Source organism: Aestuariibius sp. HNIBRBA575, from assembly GCF_040932005.1.
GTDB lineage: Bacteria > Pseudomonadota > Alphaproteobacteria > Rhodobacterales > Rhodobacteraceae > CANLNM01.
The window spans coordinates 2,518,012-2,533,054 of the sequence record NZ_CP162414.1; the positions used below are offsets into that span (position 1 = coordinate 2,518,012).

At 56.8% G+C, this 15,043-nt stretch carries 16 protein-coding genes and 1 tRNA gene; 3 read left to right on the forward strand and 14 right to left on the reverse strand.

Translation table 11 applies throughout. The features are described from left to right. Positions 1-66: 66 nt before the first annotated feature. Positions 67-426, forward strand: coding sequence for a MerR family transcriptional regulator (locus AB1F12_RS12660; protein ID WP_368184736.1), 360 nt, complete (start codon positions 67-69; stop codon positions 424-426). Here the strand turns inward: AB1F12_RS12660 and AB1F12_RS12665 are convergent. From AB1F12_RS12665 to AB1F12_RS12695, 7 genes are all read right to left on the reverse strand, one after another. Continuing rightward, complete coding sequence (locus AB1F12_RS12665) at positions 423-605, reverse strand: DNA gyrase inhibitor YacG (RefSeq protein WP_368184737.1); 183 nt, start codon at positions 603-605, stop codon at positions 423-425. The two genes, AB1F12_RS12660 and AB1F12_RS12665, sit on opposite strands and share 4 nt — an antisense overlap. Continuing rightward, positions 605-1,639 (reverse strand): ribonuclease E/G, encoded by a 1,035-nt coding sequence (locus AB1F12_RS12670; protein WP_368184738.1) that lies wholly within the window; start codon positions 1,637-1,639, stop codon positions 605-607. The genes AB1F12_RS12665 and AB1F12_RS12670 overlap by 1 nt, the downstream gene beginning before the upstream one ends. Beyond that, positions 1,636-2,241: a nucleoside triphosphate pyrophosphatase gene (locus AB1F12_RS12675; protein ID WP_368184739.1), complete on the reverse strand. Its 606-nt coding sequence runs from the start codon at positions 2,239-2,241 to the stop codon at positions 1,636-1,638. Before AB1F12_RS12675 ends, AB1F12_RS12670 begins: the two co-directional genes overlap by 4 nt. 3 nt (positions 2,242-2,244) lie before the next feature. Then, positions 2,245-2,463 (reverse strand): translation initiation factor IF-1, encoded by a 219-nt coding sequence (gene infA, locus AB1F12_RS12680; RefSeq protein ID WP_005978431.1) that lies wholly within the window; start codon positions 2,461-2,463, stop codon positions 2,245-2,247. Between the two features lie 71 nt (positions 2,464-2,534). After that, positions 2,535-3,416, reverse strand: a complete 882-nt coding sequence (locus AB1F12_RS12685) for a carbon-nitrogen hydrolase family protein (RefSeq protein WP_368184740.1) — start codon at positions 3,414-3,416, stop codon at positions 2,535-2,537. A gap of 31 nt (positions 3,417-3,447) precedes the next feature. Beyond that, a complete protein-coding gene (locus AB1F12_RS12690; protein ID WP_368184741.1) occupies positions 3,448-3,834 on the reverse strand; it encodes a low molecular weight phosphatase family protein in 387 nt (128 codons plus the stop codon). Between the two features lie 73 nt (positions 3,835-3,907). Further along, positions 3,908-4,387 carry a UPF0262 family protein gene (locus AB1F12_RS12695; RefSeq protein WP_368184742.1) on the reverse strand — a complete coding sequence of 160 codons (480 nt, stop codon included), beginning with the start codon at positions 4,385-4,387 and terminating at the stop codon, positions 3,908-3,910. A 102-nt stretch (positions 4,388-4,489) separates the two neighbouring features. Between AB1F12_RS12695 and AB1F12_RS12700 the strand changes: the two genes are divergently transcribed. Continuing rightward, positions 4,490-5,719 carry an MFS transporter gene (locus tag AB1F12_RS12700; protein ID WP_368184743.1) on the forward strand — a complete coding sequence of 410 codons (1,230 nt, stop codon included), beginning with the start codon at positions 4,490-4,492 and terminating at the stop codon, positions 5,717-5,719. On the opposite strand, the gene hisD is transcribed toward AB1F12_RS12700, so the two are convergent. The 3 genes from hisD to murA form a co-directional block, all read right to left on the reverse strand. After that, on the reverse strand, positions 5,716-7,017 hold the full coding sequence (hisD, locus tag AB1F12_RS12705) for a histidinol dehydrogenase (RefSeq protein ID WP_368184744.1): 1,302 nt from the start codon (positions 7,015-7,017) through the stop codon (positions 5,716-5,718). The genes AB1F12_RS12700 and hisD overlap by 4 nt on opposite strands. Before the next feature lie 74 nt (positions 7,018-7,091). Beyond that, the gene (locus tag AB1F12_RS12710) at positions 7,092-7,568 is read right to left on the reverse strand and encodes a DUF2948 family protein (protein WP_368184745.1); all 477 of its coding nucleotides are present in this window, start codon (positions 7,566-7,568) and stop codon (positions 7,092-7,094) included. Then, entirely contained in the window at positions 7,565-8,833 is a 1,269-nt protein-coding gene (gene murA, locus AB1F12_RS12715; RefSeq protein WP_368184746.1) for a UDP-N-acetylglucosamine 1-carboxyvinyltransferase, read from the reverse strand. Before murA ends, AB1F12_RS12710 begins: the two co-directional genes overlap by 4 nt. A 253-nt stretch (positions 8,834-9,086) precedes the next feature. On the opposite strand from murA, the gene AB1F12_RS12720 reads away from it, so the two are divergent. Further along, a tRNA-Thr gene (locus tag AB1F12_RS12720) sits at positions 9,087-9,161 on the forward strand. A 209-nt stretch (positions 9,162-9,370) separates the two neighbouring features. Here the strand turns inward: AB1F12_RS12720 and AB1F12_RS12725 are convergent. The 4 genes from AB1F12_RS12725 to AB1F12_RS12740 all read right to left on the reverse strand — a co-directional run bounded on the left by AB1F12_RS12725 (position 9,371) and on the right by AB1F12_RS12740 (position 14,894). Then, positions 9,371-10,075: a hypothetical protein gene (locus AB1F12_RS12725; protein ID WP_368184747.1), complete on the reverse strand. Its 705-nt coding sequence runs from the start codon at positions 10,073-10,075 to the stop codon at positions 9,371-9,373. Between the two features lie 75 nt (positions 10,076-10,150). Beyond that, positions 10,151-11,782, reverse strand: a complete 1,632-nt coding sequence (locus tag AB1F12_RS12730; RefSeq protein ID WP_368184748.1) for an alpha-D-glucose phosphate-specific phosphoglucomutase — start codon at positions 11,780-11,782, stop codon at positions 10,151-10,153. A gap of 185 nt (positions 11,783-11,967) precedes the next feature. Then, positions 11,968-12,363, reverse strand: a complete 396-nt coding sequence (cueR, locus tag AB1F12_RS12735; RefSeq protein WP_368184749.1) for a Cu(I)-responsive transcriptional regulator — start codon at positions 12,361-12,363, stop codon at positions 11,968-11,970. Positions 12,364-12,377: 14 nt separating this feature from the next. Then, on the reverse strand, positions 12,378-14,894 hold the full coding sequence (locus AB1F12_RS12740) for a heavy metal translocating P-type ATPase (RefSeq protein WP_368184750.1): 2,517 nt from the start codon (positions 14,892-14,894) through the stop codon (positions 12,378-12,380). Between the last annotated feature and the right edge of the window lie 149 nt (positions 14,895-15,043).

The following is a 15,043-nucleotide window of genomic DNA, read 5'->3' on the forward strand; positions in this document are numbered from 1 at the left end:
CCTTTCCGTATCGGTCAGGAACGCGCATAAACCTAGGACTATGGTCCAAGGTCAAGGAATTCTTTGATGCGCATCGGTGAATTGTCCCAGCGGGCAAATGTCAGTACAGATACGATCCGGCTTTATGAAAAACGCGGGCTGATCCGATCTGTACGGCGCGACAATGGCTATCGGGATTTTGACCCTGCAATGGTCGGTTTGGTCACCTTGATCAAAACCGGACAAAAGCTGGGGTTTAAGCTGCGCGAAATGGACGGGATCGCCAAAGCACTGTCCGATCAGGGACTTAGCACAGATGAAACCGCTGATCTGTTGCAGGGAAAACTAACCGAGGTTGATACAAAGATCGCGGAATTGTCCCAACTCAGGGCCTTGCTGGCGGACATGCTGACACAGATCTGCCCATTGCAAAACCCACAGCCTTAATGCGGTTTTTGCGTGCTTTCATCCAACTCGCGCAACAAATCTTCGCCGTCATCTTCGCGTTGAGACGGCACCGCATAAGACCCGGTCAGCCATTTTCCCAAATCAATATCCGCACAGCGTTTTGAACAAAACGGGCGGTATTTTTCATCCGCGTCTTTTTCACAAATCGGACAGGTCATCACACACCTTTGGGCAATGTTTCAGACAGTGGCAGGCGTTCGCGTTTGCGCTGCAGCTCAAAATGGCCCAGCGTTGTCCAGCCCACCAGCGATGTTTCAATGGGATCGGCGCGGAACGCTGCACGCAGCGCACCTTCGACTTGGCGGCGATGCGCTTTGGACATAGGGGCGAAATCCACTGTAATTTGCCCCCCCAGACCCCGAAGCCGCAGCGCGCGGGGCAACGCCGCCGCGGTTGCCAGATTGGCCTTTAGCGTTGCGGCCGGGGACATGTCCCCACCGGTATTCACATCCACCGCCACCAAAGCGCGGGTCGGTTCGACATACATAAACGCGCCACCGCCTAGATTTTCGCGCGCGGATTTCAGCATCTCGATCTGGTCCAACACGCCGTGATGTTCAAACCCGCCCGGTTCGGTTTCGATCACCGCTTTGTCGTCCCATTCGCGCCATGCCATCGCATGTGGCCCGTCGCCATCGGTCAGGGTTTCGGCGTCCTTGCCTTCGCGATCCGCCATTACGGCGCGGGCCAGATCCGCCATTGCCGCGATATCATCGGCAATCGCATCGTCAGATGCGCCAAAACAAGACGACCGCAGGATCAGCCCCATATCTTCGTCCATGGTTTCATGGGCAATCGCCATCAGCCGTTCGCGTTCATCGTCATCTTTGATCGACCGGCTGACATTCCAGCCCGGCGCATCCGGGGTGACGATCGCATAACGGGATTTGAACAAAACCTTGGGCGTAACCGGCAGCGCTTTGCCGTCTTCGGCATGGCCGGTGACCTGCACCAGCATCGTATCGCCGGGGGCTAACCCTTTGCCTTGGCGTAAAAAACCCGGCCCGTCGGGCAGGCGCAGGATCATACCACCCTGCCCCTTTAGGGGGCGGTCACACACACCGCGATAGATCGCGCCGGGACGCGGGGCGTCAGGCATGTCGATCAGCAGATCATCCAGCTTGCCATCCACCAACATGGCCGCCACTTCGACGTCACCCAGATGGTCCAGAACGATCATACGGCCTTTCATGGCGCGCTCCTATATAGGGGATATCCCATTGTTACCAACAGGTTGGCGGTTTCGGCCACGGGTAGTCCGACCACACCAGTAAAGCTGCCCTGGATCCAGGGCACAAACGCACCGGCCGGGCCTTGGATGGCATAGCCACCCGCCTTGCCCTGCCAATCCCCGGTCGCCAGATAGGCGTTCACTTCGGCATTGGTCAGTTGTTTCAGCTTCACGTCCGTTTGCACATCGCGCACCCGGATGTCATCGCCGCGGCGCACGGAAATGGCGGTGATCACTTTGTGACGACGCCCCGACAGCGCATACAGAAATTCGGCCGCTTCGCCCGCATCCGCAGGTTTGCCCAGAATACGCCGCCCCAACGCCACGGTGGTGTCCGCACATAGAACAATTTCACCCGGCGCAGCGATAGACGCCTGCGCCTTTTGCAGCGCCATGCGTTTCACATAGTCGCGCGGATGTTCGCCCGCATGGGGCGTTTCATCAATGTCTGGGGGCCGCACCGCATCAGGTGCAATACCGATTTGCGCCAGCAGTTCCAACCGCCGGGGCGAACCCGAGCCGAGGACCAGTTTCAACCCATCCTCGGGCGCATAGGCGGACATTGCTTATTTAAAGCGGTAGTTGATCCGACCCTTGGTCAGATCATATGGGGTCATTTCGACCTGTACTTTGTCGCCAGCCAGAACCCGGATGCGGTTTTTGCGCATCTTGCCTGCCGTATGTGCGATGATCTCATGGCCGTTTTCCAGCTCGACCCGAAACGTCGCATTAGGCAATAGTTCTTTCACGACACCGGGAAATTCGAGCGTATCTTCCTTGGCCATGTGATCTCCTATCTCAATCCTCTGCCCAACATGGCAGACGGGGGACTAAATGCGCCTGAAACGGGCATTTTTCAAGGGTTAATCGGGTCCATTTGTTGCAAAGTGACCGGATATAGCCGTGAATCCTGCTCTTGCCAGTGGGTAAAATTGCCAACTTGGCCATTGTAACGCGCGGCGGCGATGGCATTTGGGTCCACATCCGCCACAACGGCCCCGGCCTGTTGCGCCGGTCCCTGTGCGATGATTCCATCCTCAGGCAGACCTGTGTCGGGCGGGCAAAACAGTGCTGCGCGGCCATTGCTTTGGGCGACGACGTCACAATCGGCGACGTTTCCGACCAGCGGCGCATGGACCACCAGACATTGGTTTTCAATCGCCCGAGCGCGACAGGATTGGCGCACGCGGGTTTGACCGGCGGCAAAATCCGTGGCCGCGGGCACCAGCAGCACCTCGGCTCCGGCGGCGGTCAGCGCCCGTGCCAGCAGCGGAAATTCACTGTCATAACAGATCAGGATGCCCATAACGCCCAGCGCCGTGTGAAACACCCGCAGATTATCCCCCGCAATCATGCCCATATCGTCGCGTTCAAACGGGGTCAGGATCATTTTATCCTGATGCAGCACATTACCCGATGGCGCGATCAACCAAGACCGGTTCACCACCCCCCGGCGCGTTTTCACCGGCCCGGACCCGGCCACGATATGCACGTTATGGCGTTGCGCAGCGGTGCGAAATTGATTGACCCAATCATGGGCCACATCTGACGCGCGATCCCGCCAATCCTGCGCACTGCCCCCAACAGGCCCGTCAATCAACGCAGCTTCGATGGCGGCATATTCCGGCAACACGATCAAATCCGCATCCGCGTCTGTGATCAGCTTATCCAGCTTTTCCGAATGGGCCGCCCAATCCGCAAGGCGTTCGATTTGATAGGCGATGGCTGCAATTTTCATATGTAACCCCAGTGGTTATGCCAAAAAGGGATCAGGGCGAGCCAAACCGTTCTGTCAATTTGGCAACGATCTGATCGCGTGTCTGTCGATAGGCGTCCAGCTTTTCGTCCCGGCGCGTGCCCAACCCTGTGGGATCCATGATCGGCCAATATTCGACCTCTAGGTGGAACAACCGCGTCAATTCCAACACATGACGTTGGCTGGCCGGGGACAGCGCGATGATCAAATCAAACCCCGTCAGGTCATCGCCCCATTCCTGCATTTGGTCAAAACTGCGCGACCGGTGCCGCGACAATTCCACATCCATTTCCTGACAGGCGGCAATGGTAAAGCCATCAATTTCCAGATCGCTTTTGACCCCGGCGGATTGCACATAAACATCCAAACCGTGCAGTTTCTTCATGATGCCTTCGGCCATGGGGGACCGCACTGCATTGTGATCGCAGCAAAACAAGATCGAGCTGGGCAAGTCCCGGCTTTTGCGCACCCCATCAGCCCCCAAAATGCAGCACACAAATCAAAGTGAACAAACGGCGGGCCGTGTCGGTATCCACGTCGGCTTTGCCTTCTAGGCGTTCCTGCAACACACGCGCACCTTCGTTGTGAATGCCGCGCCGGGCCATATCGATGGTTTCGATCTGGCTGGGGGGCAGGTTTTTCACGGCATCAAAATAGCTTTTGCAGATCTGGAAATAGTCCTTCACCACCTGACGAAAAGGCCCCAGTGACAGGTGAAATTCACCGGCGGCTTTGCCATCTTCGGTGATCACATCAAACACCAGCCGTTTTTCGCGGATAGACAGGCCCAGACGGTATGGGCCAGCCGGCACATCGCGGCCTTCGCGCGCAGGCAAAGTGAATGAATTTTCTTCCATCAAATCAAACATCGCCACTTTGCGCTCTTGCTCGATTTCGGGCGTGGGCGCGGGCAGATTGCTATCATCCAGGTCGATATGAGTGATGCGGGACATAAGGCTACCTATACATTTCACCTCAGAATTAGCGCAGGCCGCGCGGCAGCACAATCAACTTGGCCCCTTGACCCGCGATTGATAGCGCCATCAGATGGCCGAATGACCACTTTATTTGCAAATAGAAATTACCGTTTCCTGATGTCCGCCTCTGCCATGTCCAATTTGGGGGATGGAATTGCGTTATTGGCTTTTCCTTGGCTGGCCTCCCTGATCACCCGCGATGCGGCCTTGATTGCTATTGTGCCTTTTGCCGCGCGCCTGCCTTGGTTGCTGTTTTCGATCCCTGCCGGGGTGATCATCGACCGTGCAGATCGACGGCGGCTGATGATACAAGCGGATTTGTTGCGGCTGGTGCTGATCGGGGCCGTCATCGGGTTGATTCTGTCGCTGGATGCGTTGCCGTTGGCGTCGCCTATGGGCGCGATCCTGATCTTGGCGGGTCTGGCGTTTTGCCTGGGACTGGCCGAAGTCATCCGCGACAATGCCGCCCAAACCGCCCTGCCCTCGATTGTCGACAAATCCCAGCTGGAACAGGCCAATGGCCAGATCTGGAGCGTCGAACAAGTCATGGGATCCTTTGTCGGCCCCCCACTGGCGGGGGTGCTGATTGCCTTTGCCCTGCCGGTTCCGTTCAGCTTTGTGGCGCTGTGCATGGCGCTGTCGGCCTATCTGTTGTGGTCGATGGTCCTGCCCCTGCGCACGGCGATCACCCACGCCCCGATCTGGGACGACATGCGCGATGGCATCAGGTGGCTATGGGACCATAAAACATTGATGCGCCTTGGCATTATGCTGGGATTGCTCAATTTCCTGACCGTCATGAGCGTGACGATATTGGTTCTCTTTGCCCAAGATATCCTTGGGCTGACATCGGTTGGCTATGGTGTGTTGCTGACCGCGGGGGCACTGGGTGGGGTGCTGGGCGGGTTGATCGGCCCGGCAATTATCACCCGGCTGGGCAGTCGAAACGCGGTGATCGCCGCCATGTGCACGTGGCCGATTGCATTGATGTTGATTGCGCTGACCCATAGCCCTTGGGTGGTGGCGTTTGCGCTGTTTGCAGAAACCTTTGCTGGGTTGATCTGGAACATCGTGACCGTGTCCTATCGCCAACGCCTGATCCCGGATGCCATTTTGGGCCGGGTCAATGCCATCTATCGGTTTCTGGGCTGGGGCGGCATCCCATTGGGCATTCTGTTTGCCGGATTTCTGGTGTCGTGGTTCGAACCCACATTGGGGCGCGACGGAGCCCTGCGCCTGCCCTATTGGATTGCCGCATTTGGATCGCTGGGGATGCTGATCTATGGCCTCCGGCGATTGCGGTTTTAGGAATTCAGCCCATCCAACCGGGCGCGCACGCTTAACCCATGCGCCTCAAGGCTCTCTGATTGGGCCAACCGTTCGGCCGCCGGACCAATGGCGCGCAACGCTTCGGGGGTCATTTGCGACAGCGTCGTCCGTTTCAGGAAATCCATCACCGACAGGCCAGAACTGAACCGCGCAGACCGCGCCGTGGGAAGCACGTGGTTGGGGCCACCTACGTAATCCCCGATGGCTTCTGGTGTCCAATGGCCGATAAAAATCGCCCCGGCATGGATACATTTATCGGCCAGCTTTTCGGCCTCATCCACGCAGAGTTCCAGATGTTCGGGCGCGATCCGGTTCGACAAGTCCGCCGCCTGATCCAGATCAGAAACCGTGATCACCGCGCCAAAGTCACGCCAGCTGGCGCCCGCAATGTCGCGACGTTCCAACGTTTTTAACCGTGCCTCAACCGCCTCGGCGACGGCACGACCATGTGTGGCGTCCGTTGTGATCAATAGCGCCTGCGCGCTTGCATCATGTTCGGCTTGGCTCATCAAATCCAGCGCGATCCAATCCGGATCACCCGTGCCATCCGCAATGACCAAAATTTCGCTGGGCCCGGCGATCATATCAATGCCAACCTTGCCAAAAACCCGTCGTTTGGCCGCCGCGACAAACGCATTGCCCGGCCCGGTGATTTTATCGACCGGCGCAATCGAATCGGTGCCATACGCCAATGCCGCCACGGCCTGTGCCCCGCCAATGCGGTAAATCTCGTCCACGCCCGCAATCTGTGCTGCCAGCAAAACCAACGGGTTACAGACCCCGTCCGGCGTTGGCACCACAATGGCCAACCGGTCAACCCCAGCCACCTTGGCGGGGATCGCGTTCATCAACACCGATGACGGATAACTGGCCAGACCGCCCGGCACATATAAACCGGCCGCCGACACCGCAGACCAGCGCCAGCCCAGCGTCGCCCCGGCCGCGTCGGTCCAGCTTTCATCTTGGGGCATTTGGCGGGCGTGATAGTCGCGAATACGGGTCGCGGCCAATTCCAGCGCGGCGCGATCCTCGTCGGAAACCTTGGCGCATTGCGCAGCGATTTCATCCGCAGAAAACCGCATATCCACCGCTTTCATATCCAGTCGGTCAAACTTGGCCGTCAGGTCCAACACGGCGGCATCACCGCGCGCGCGCACATCCGCAATGATATCGGCCACCACAGCATCCACATCCGGGCTGTCTTCGCGTTTGGCGTTAAGCAACTTAGCAAAATCCGCCTCAAACCCCGCATCTGCGCTGTTCAAAAACACTGGCATGTCGATCTCCTGCAACCCGGATGGGGCGCTGTTTTGTGCTGTTAGTCAGTCTAATTATTCAAAAATCCGTCGGATCAGTCGCGATGTTCAGGCACGGTGCGCGACGGCGCAATATAGGGCCGTGTCACATCGCGCAGCACGGCTTCTAATGTTTCGACGTCCAGCGCGATTGCGCCATCCCCAGCCAATGTCAGGATCACCCGACCCGCGCCATCATCAGCGGGTTCAAATTCAACCGACAGCAGCGACAGAATCGTATCTGCATCGCGCAAAACACCCTGAGTCTGAACACGCGCCACATCCTCAAAGGCCAGTACAGATTGCACCCGTTCCACGGCGCGGCCACGGGTTTTGGCATTTTCGGCATCTTCCCAGCGGAACCGGTTTAGCAACAGGCCAAACCGGCGCTGCGCCTTGTCCCATTGCATTTCCGATCCCGGAAATACCGCATCCTGCACCAAGGCGGACATGACCTTTAGGTCATCCCCATCCATGGCTTTCAGGCGCAGGGGCTCTTCGCCGCCGTCTTCGAATTTTGCATCTTCGGTCATTCGCCCTGAACCCGTTCAATCATCGCGCCAACCGCGCCCAATTTCTGTTCCACATGTTCATAGCCGCGATCCAGATGATAAACCCGGTTCACCCGCGTTTCCCCCTCTGCCGCCAAACCGGCCAGAATCAGCGAAACCGACGCCCGCAGATCGGTTGCCATCACAGGCGCACCCTTTAGACGATCCACGCCGCGCACCGTGGCAGACCCGCCATGCACTTCGATATCGGCGCCCATGCGGATCAGTTCGGGGGCATGCATGAACCGATTTTCAAAAATCGTTTCTTCCAGCACGCTGGTGCCGTCGGCGGTGCATAGCATCGCCATCATCTGAGCCTGCAGATCGGTTGGAAAGCCGGGGAATGGCTGGGTGATCACATCCGTTGCCGTGTGGCGTCCGTTGCGATTTTTCACCAACAGACCATTGGCCGTTTCGGTGACATCCACCCCGCAGGCATCCAGTTTCTCAACAAAGCTTTTGACCAGCTCCATTTTACCGCCAAGGCATTCCACCTCGCCGCCAGCAATCACAGGCGCCAGCATATAGGTGCCCAATTCGATCCGGTCGGTCACCACAGCATGGGTGGCCGCGCCCAGACGATCCACGCCTTGAATTTCAATGCGGCTGGTGCCTTCGCCTTCGATCTGCGCGCCCATGGCCTTCAGGCATTTGGCCAGATCAACGATTTCGGGTTCCCGCGCGGCGTTTTCGATCACGGTTGTGCCTTTGGCCAGCGTCGCCGCCATCAGGATGTTTTCCGTCGCGCCCACGGAGGCAAACCGCAGCGGCACAACGTTGCCTTTCAGGCCGCCGGGGGCCACAGCGTGCAGATAGCCGTCTTTCAGCTCAATCTCAGCGCCCATCAGTTCCAGCGCGGATGTGTGGATGTCCATGGGACGTGCGCCAATGGCACAGCCACCGGGCAGCGACACAATGGCGTTGCCTTCGCGCGCCAACAACGGCCCCAGCACCAGATTGGACGCCCGCATTTTGCGCACGATTTCGTAATCCGCCTTGGTGGTCGTCAGGTTATGAGACGACAGCGCGATAACTTTGCCGTCCTGCATGCTGGTCACTTCGGTGCCCAGACTTTGCAACAGCGCGGTCATGGTTTTGATGTCCGACAAACGCGGCGCATTGGTCAATGTCAGGGGTTCTTCGCTGAGCAAAGTGGCGGGCATCAATGTCAGCGCCGCGTTTTTCGCACCGGCAATGTGGATCTGACCCTTCAGTTCCTTGCCGCCTTTCACAATAATCGAATCCATGCCTGCCTACTCTTTCTCTGTGTCACTGCTTGGCGCATCCGACCCGGCAGATCGGGCACGCGCTTGGGCTTTACGCCTCTGCATATTTGCTTTCAATGCAGCCTTTAACCGATCTTCTCGGGTTTGGGCTGATTTTTCTTTGTTTTTCGGGTCTGATTTGCGCTCCATATACACGGGGATACCCAATTGTTCAAAAAGCGTCCAGAGAGGGCTTGCACAGTTCGAGAATTGCCGCTAATTCCCCGCCCACGGCGCTGCTGTAGCTCAGAGGTAGAGCACTCCCTTGGTAAGGGAGAGGTCGAGAGTTCGATTCTCTCCAGCAGCACCATTTGATCCCATGAATTTGGCTAAAACCCTTGCGGTTGCTTAAACATAAAGTGACCCAAAGCCTACTCCCTGTGTACGGAAAGGGCCGCGGGATCGCGATATCATAAAACGACAGCCCAGTTTTTCCCTCACCAAGGCCAAAATCGGGTTCAAAATTTCAACGGGAAAGTGTTAGCCACTCGGCGCGACCGGTAACACAGGTGTCGTCCCCTAATCGACGATATAACGTTCATCCCTGTTATCGACCGCTTCGATTACGCGACCTTGGCGATAACGAATCCAAATAAACTTGGTTTGACCATTTTCATCGACGTACGGAAAAGAGTCTATCGAAGGTCTAAAACCAGGGGGGATGTGATCAAAATATTGATCGCCAAGTACTGCTGCAACTTGGTCCCGTGTCATGCCATCTTCGATGCCGTCCACCTGAATGCGTTGCGACGCAGACATTGTCCGCAAATCACATCCTCCGTCACATTCGGTACGTGTTTCTGTGTCATTTAAGGTGCAACCTGCAAACCCGTCCACCTCCGCATTTCCTTCAGTTAACGAAGGTGGAGTAGGTCTAAAATCTATACGATATACTTCGTCATGATCATCATCAGCCTTAACGACCAATCCATCAGAATAGTGAACCCAAATCCATTTTGTCGCACCATTCTCATCAACGTAACGAAATGAATCAATCAGAGGCTGCATCGATAGAGGAGTGTGAGAGACAAAATCATCACCTAACACTCCAAGAACTTGCTCGCGTGTCATTCCGATTTCAATACCGTCTACTCGTATCGCCTCTGAATTACTGGAATGCGGCAGGTTGCAATTCGCGCTGCATTCTACTGCCGGCTTCACTTCATTTAACGAACAGCCTGAAAGCCCGACAGTACTCAAAACCAAAATCAAATTTCTAACCATCAATCACTTTCTTCTACATAATGTGAACCAGCGCGTGGGCCTCGCCTGATAAATCAGCTAACCGCAAAAAATGCATTAAGTCACGACATCCGGCGTGATCCGGCCAATCAAACCTTCCATGTCGCTGATAATATGGGCGGCATCGCGGACGTTTTTCAACGCGTCTTGGGTGTCTTGGCTGATGTCGCCATTTACCCCGGAAAACTGTTCCAGATATAGCCGGATCGTCGCGCCTTGGGTACCGGTGCCAGACAGGCGGAACACAGCCCGTCCGCCACCGTCAAACATGATCCGCACGCCTTGGTTATGGCTCTGGGATCCATCAACCGGATCAAGATAGGAAAATTCATCTGCCGCTTTGACCGTCAGCCCAGCTTCATTCCGCCCGGCCAAATCCGTCAATTGCGCCCGCAGACCATCCATCAATTGGTTGGCCTTGTCGGTTGCCACATCTTCGTAGTCAAAACGTGAATAATAGTCGCGCCCATAGGCCTGCCAATGATCTGTCACGATGTCCGCGACCGATTGTTTGCGCACCGCCAGGATATTCAGCCACAGTAAAACTGCCCAAAGCCCGTCTTTTTCACGGACATGGCTGGACCCGGTGCCGGCGCTTTCTTCGCCGCAGATTGTGACCTTGCCCACATCCAGCAAATTGCCAAAGAATTTCCAGCCGGTGGGGGTTTCGAATGCGTCGATCCCCAGTTTTTTCGCCACGCGGTCTGATGCGGCGCTGGTGGGCATAGACCGTGCGATCCCGGCTAAACCATCGCGATATGCTGGCGCCAGATGGGCGTTCGCGGCCAAAATCGCCAGACTATCGGACGGTGTTACATAGGCGCCGCGCCCAACGATCATGTTGCGATCCCCGTCCCCGTCCGATGCCGCACCCAGATCTGGGGCGACGTCAGACATCATCAAATCGACCAGCGGTTTGGCCCAGATCGGGTTGGGGTCCGGGTGGCCTTTGCCAAAATCCTCTAGAGGAATGCCGTTGATAACGGTTCCGGGTTTGGCGCCCAGCGCCCCTTCTAGAATTGCGGTCGCATAGGGGCCGGTCACGGCGTGCATCGCGTCAAACTTCATGGTGAACCCATCTGCAAACAACGCGCGTATCGCGTTGAAGTCAAACATGCTTTCCATCAGTTTTTGATAGCTGTCGACCGGATCAACCACATGAACAACCATGTCCCCAACTTGGGTCGACCCAATCACATTCAGGTCGACATCAGCAGCGTCGATGGTTTTGTATTCTGTGATCGCCAGCGTTGCATCATAGATTTTGGCGGTTAGTTTTTCCGGTGCTGGGCCGCCATTTTCAGCGTTAAATTTCACCCCAAAATCTTCGTCTATGCCCCCAGGATTGTGGCTGGCGGACAAAATAAAACCACCATCCGCAGCGTTCTGGCGGATCAAATGCGACGCAGCCGGGGTGGATAAAATGCCGTCTTGGCCGACGATGGCGGTGGTGGCGCCATTGGCCGCGGCCATTTTCAGGATCGTCTGGATTGCCGCCTTGTTAAAGAACCGCCCATCGCCCCCAACAACAAAGATTTTCCCAGCACCACCGCCGATGCCGTCAAACGTGGCCTGAACAAAGTTTTCCAGATAGTTTGGTTCCATGAACACGCGGGTTTTTTTCCGAAGCCCAGAGGTTCCGGGTTTTTGACCGGCAATCGCTTTGGTGCGGCGTGTTTCAATGTTCATCTGGGCATCCTATTCGTCAATAAAGCTGCTTTTCGACGCGCATCCGGTGGGCTGCACCCGGAATGGCCGTATATACCGCCCTGCAATACCATTTATGCGCGCATTCGAAACCGGATGATTGAGAAGACAGGCATTTTTCCGCCCTCACATGCCGTGCGGCCACGACATGGGTATGACACATGTCGTTATTGCGGCTTAAAAGTCGCTAGATCCTGTAATATCGGACAATCCGGGCGGTTATCCCCTGCACAGGATGTCACGAGATGGGACAGGGTTGATCGCATGGATTGAAGCTGTGCAATTTTTTCGTCGATCTCACGCAAATGGTCCTGTGCCAATGCTTTGACATGTGCGCTTTCGCGTGTGTCATCTTCGTACAGCGCCAACAAGGTCCGGCACGCTTCGATCGTAAAGCCCAGCGTTCGCGCCCGGCCCAGAAATGTCAGTTTATGCAGGTCAGTTTCACGAAAATCCCGATAGCCATTTTCAGACCTCAACGGGGTGACCAACCCAATTTCCTCGTAATATCGGATGGTTTTTGTCGGCAAGCCGGATTGTTTGGATACGTCTCCGATATTCATCACATTTCCTTTGGTTACTGGGCTTGGATTATTTCTGGTGTGGTCACTGGCATGTCACGATCTGTAAATGCGGATTTAACCCGGCGCAGCCTTAGGGCGTTGCTCAGCACAAAAACAGAAGAAAACGCCATGGCCCCTGCCGCCAGCACCGGGGATAACAACAGGCCAAAGACGGGGTATAACACCCCAGCGGCAACCGGGATCAGCGCCACATTATAGGCAAAGGCCCAGCCAAGGTTCTGTTTGATATTGGTCATCGTGCGCCGCGACAGGATCATCGCATTGGCAACCCCACGCAGATCGCCCGACATTAACACAACATCAGCCGATTCAATCGCCACATCCGTGCCAGTACCAATCGCGATCCCCACATCCGCATGGGCCAATGCGGGTGCATCATTGATGCCATCCCCCACAAATGCGACGTTTCCATGGTTTTGGCGCAACGTATCAAGTGCGGCGACTTTGCCCTCTGGCATCACGCCCGCCACCACATGATCAACCCCGACTTGCGCGGCGATGGCCTGTGCGGTTTCGTGTTTGTCACCGGTGATCATCGCAACCGCCAACCCCATGCCCTGCAAGGCAGAAATCGCCGCTTGGCTGGTGGCTTTGATCGGATCAGACACGCCGATCACGGCGGCTACCTGTCCGTCAATCGCCACAAACAGCGCGGTATTTCCCATTTGCGCCAGCCTAAGCTCTGCCTCAACCAGCGGTGCGATATCCACGTTTTCGCGGATCATAAAACGGTCCGCCCCCACGATCACGTCTTGGCCGTCCACAACGGCGCGCACGCCCTGCCCGGTGACAGAGGCAAATCCGGTGGCTTGTGGGATGGTCCCCCCTTGGGATTGCGCGGCGCGCTGGATCGCAGTGGCGATCGGGTGCTCTGATCGCGCCTCTGCGGCGGCGGCCAAGGCCAACACATGTTCGCGCGTCATGCCATCGGCCAAAACCAAGTCGGTCAATTCCGGACGCCCGGCCGTGATTGTGCCGGTTTTATCCAGCGCCACGACCCCCACTTGTCCCAGGCCTTGCAATGCGTCCCCTTTTCGAAACAGCACCCCCAGTTCGGCGGCGCGACCGGTGCCGACCATGATCGACGTGGGCGTCGCCAGCCCCATCGCGCAGGGACATGCAATGATCAACACCGATACGCCCACCACAATCGCATAGGTCAGCGCGGGTTCAGGCCCCAAGAGCAACCAAAACAGCATGCTTAGCCCCGCCAGGCCCATCACCGCCGGAACGAACCACAACGTAATCCGGTCCACCAATCCCTGAATAGGAAGCTTGGCGCCTTGTGCCTGTTCAACCATGCAAATGATCTGGGACAATGTTGTGTCCGCACCCACATGAGTGGCCGCAACCGTCAGGCTGCCGGTGCCGTTCACAGTACCGCCTGTCACATGATCCTGCGCGTGTTTGGCCACTGGAATGGGTTCGCCGGTGATCATGCTTTCGTCAACATAGCTCTGACCGTCAATCACGGTTCCATCCACGGCAACCCGTTCCCCCGGACGCACAATAACCACGTCACCAACCTGCAATTGGTCAACGTCGACATCTTTGATTTCGGTGCCAACCTGCACATGGGCCACCCGGGTCTGAAGCCCTAGCAATGTTTGGATCGCCGCCCCGGTGCGGCCTTTTGCGCGGGCCTCTAGCCAGCGACCAATGAGGATCAGCACCACAATCACACCGGCGGATTCAAAATAGACGGCGCGCACCTGATCCGGCAAAAGCTGCGGTAGAAATGTGGCCACCACCGAATAGAAATAGGCCGCGCCCGTGCCAACCGCGACAAGGCTGTTCATATCCGGCGCGCCCTTGATCAAGGCCGGCACGCCTTTGGTGTAAAACAAACGCCCCGGCCCCAACAGAATAGCAGTTGTGAGCACAAACTGGATCAACCAACTGGCCTGTTGGCCGATTGTGGCATGAATGGCGTGATGCACCGCAGGAAAGATATGCGCGCCCATTTCCATCAGAAACACGGGCAAAACCAGCGCGCTGGCCAGAATAACCCGGCGCAATTGTTCGGCGGATTCTTCTTCTTTGCGGGCGGTACGGTCAATTGCTGCGGATTGATCGGCGATTTGTGCAGGGTATCCAGCCTGCGTTGCCACCTGAGCCAACATATCCGGGCTGGTTGCCCCTATGGCATAGGTGACATGCGCCGTTTCCAACGCAAGGTTCACAGACACGTCGATCACACCGGGGGCCGCAGCCAAGGCGCGCTCTACCCGACCGACACATGATGCACAGGACATCGCGCCCACATTCAACGTCACCTCGCCCTGTTGTGCAGGATAGCCCAACGTGTCCAAGGCCTGCACTACATCCGCCACGTTGACGCCGTCGGTCAGGGTCATTTGCGCCGTTTCCGTGGCCAAGTTGACGCTGACATCCTGCAGCCCGTCCAAATCGTTCAACATCCGGTCAACCCGCCCCACGCAGGACGCGCATGACAGGTTGCCAACCGACAATGTGACCTCAGTCTGAGCTGCGACATTTTGGGTGTTCATGGATATCTCCGAGTACGAAAAAGGGGCCGCAAATGGGCGGAACACCCCGCATATACAGGTTCCAGTAGCTAGAAGGTCAAGAGGTGCCCGCAACATAAATTGCGACAAATCAACGGCCTAAAACCTATGGAAATCCTGACTTTGACGAG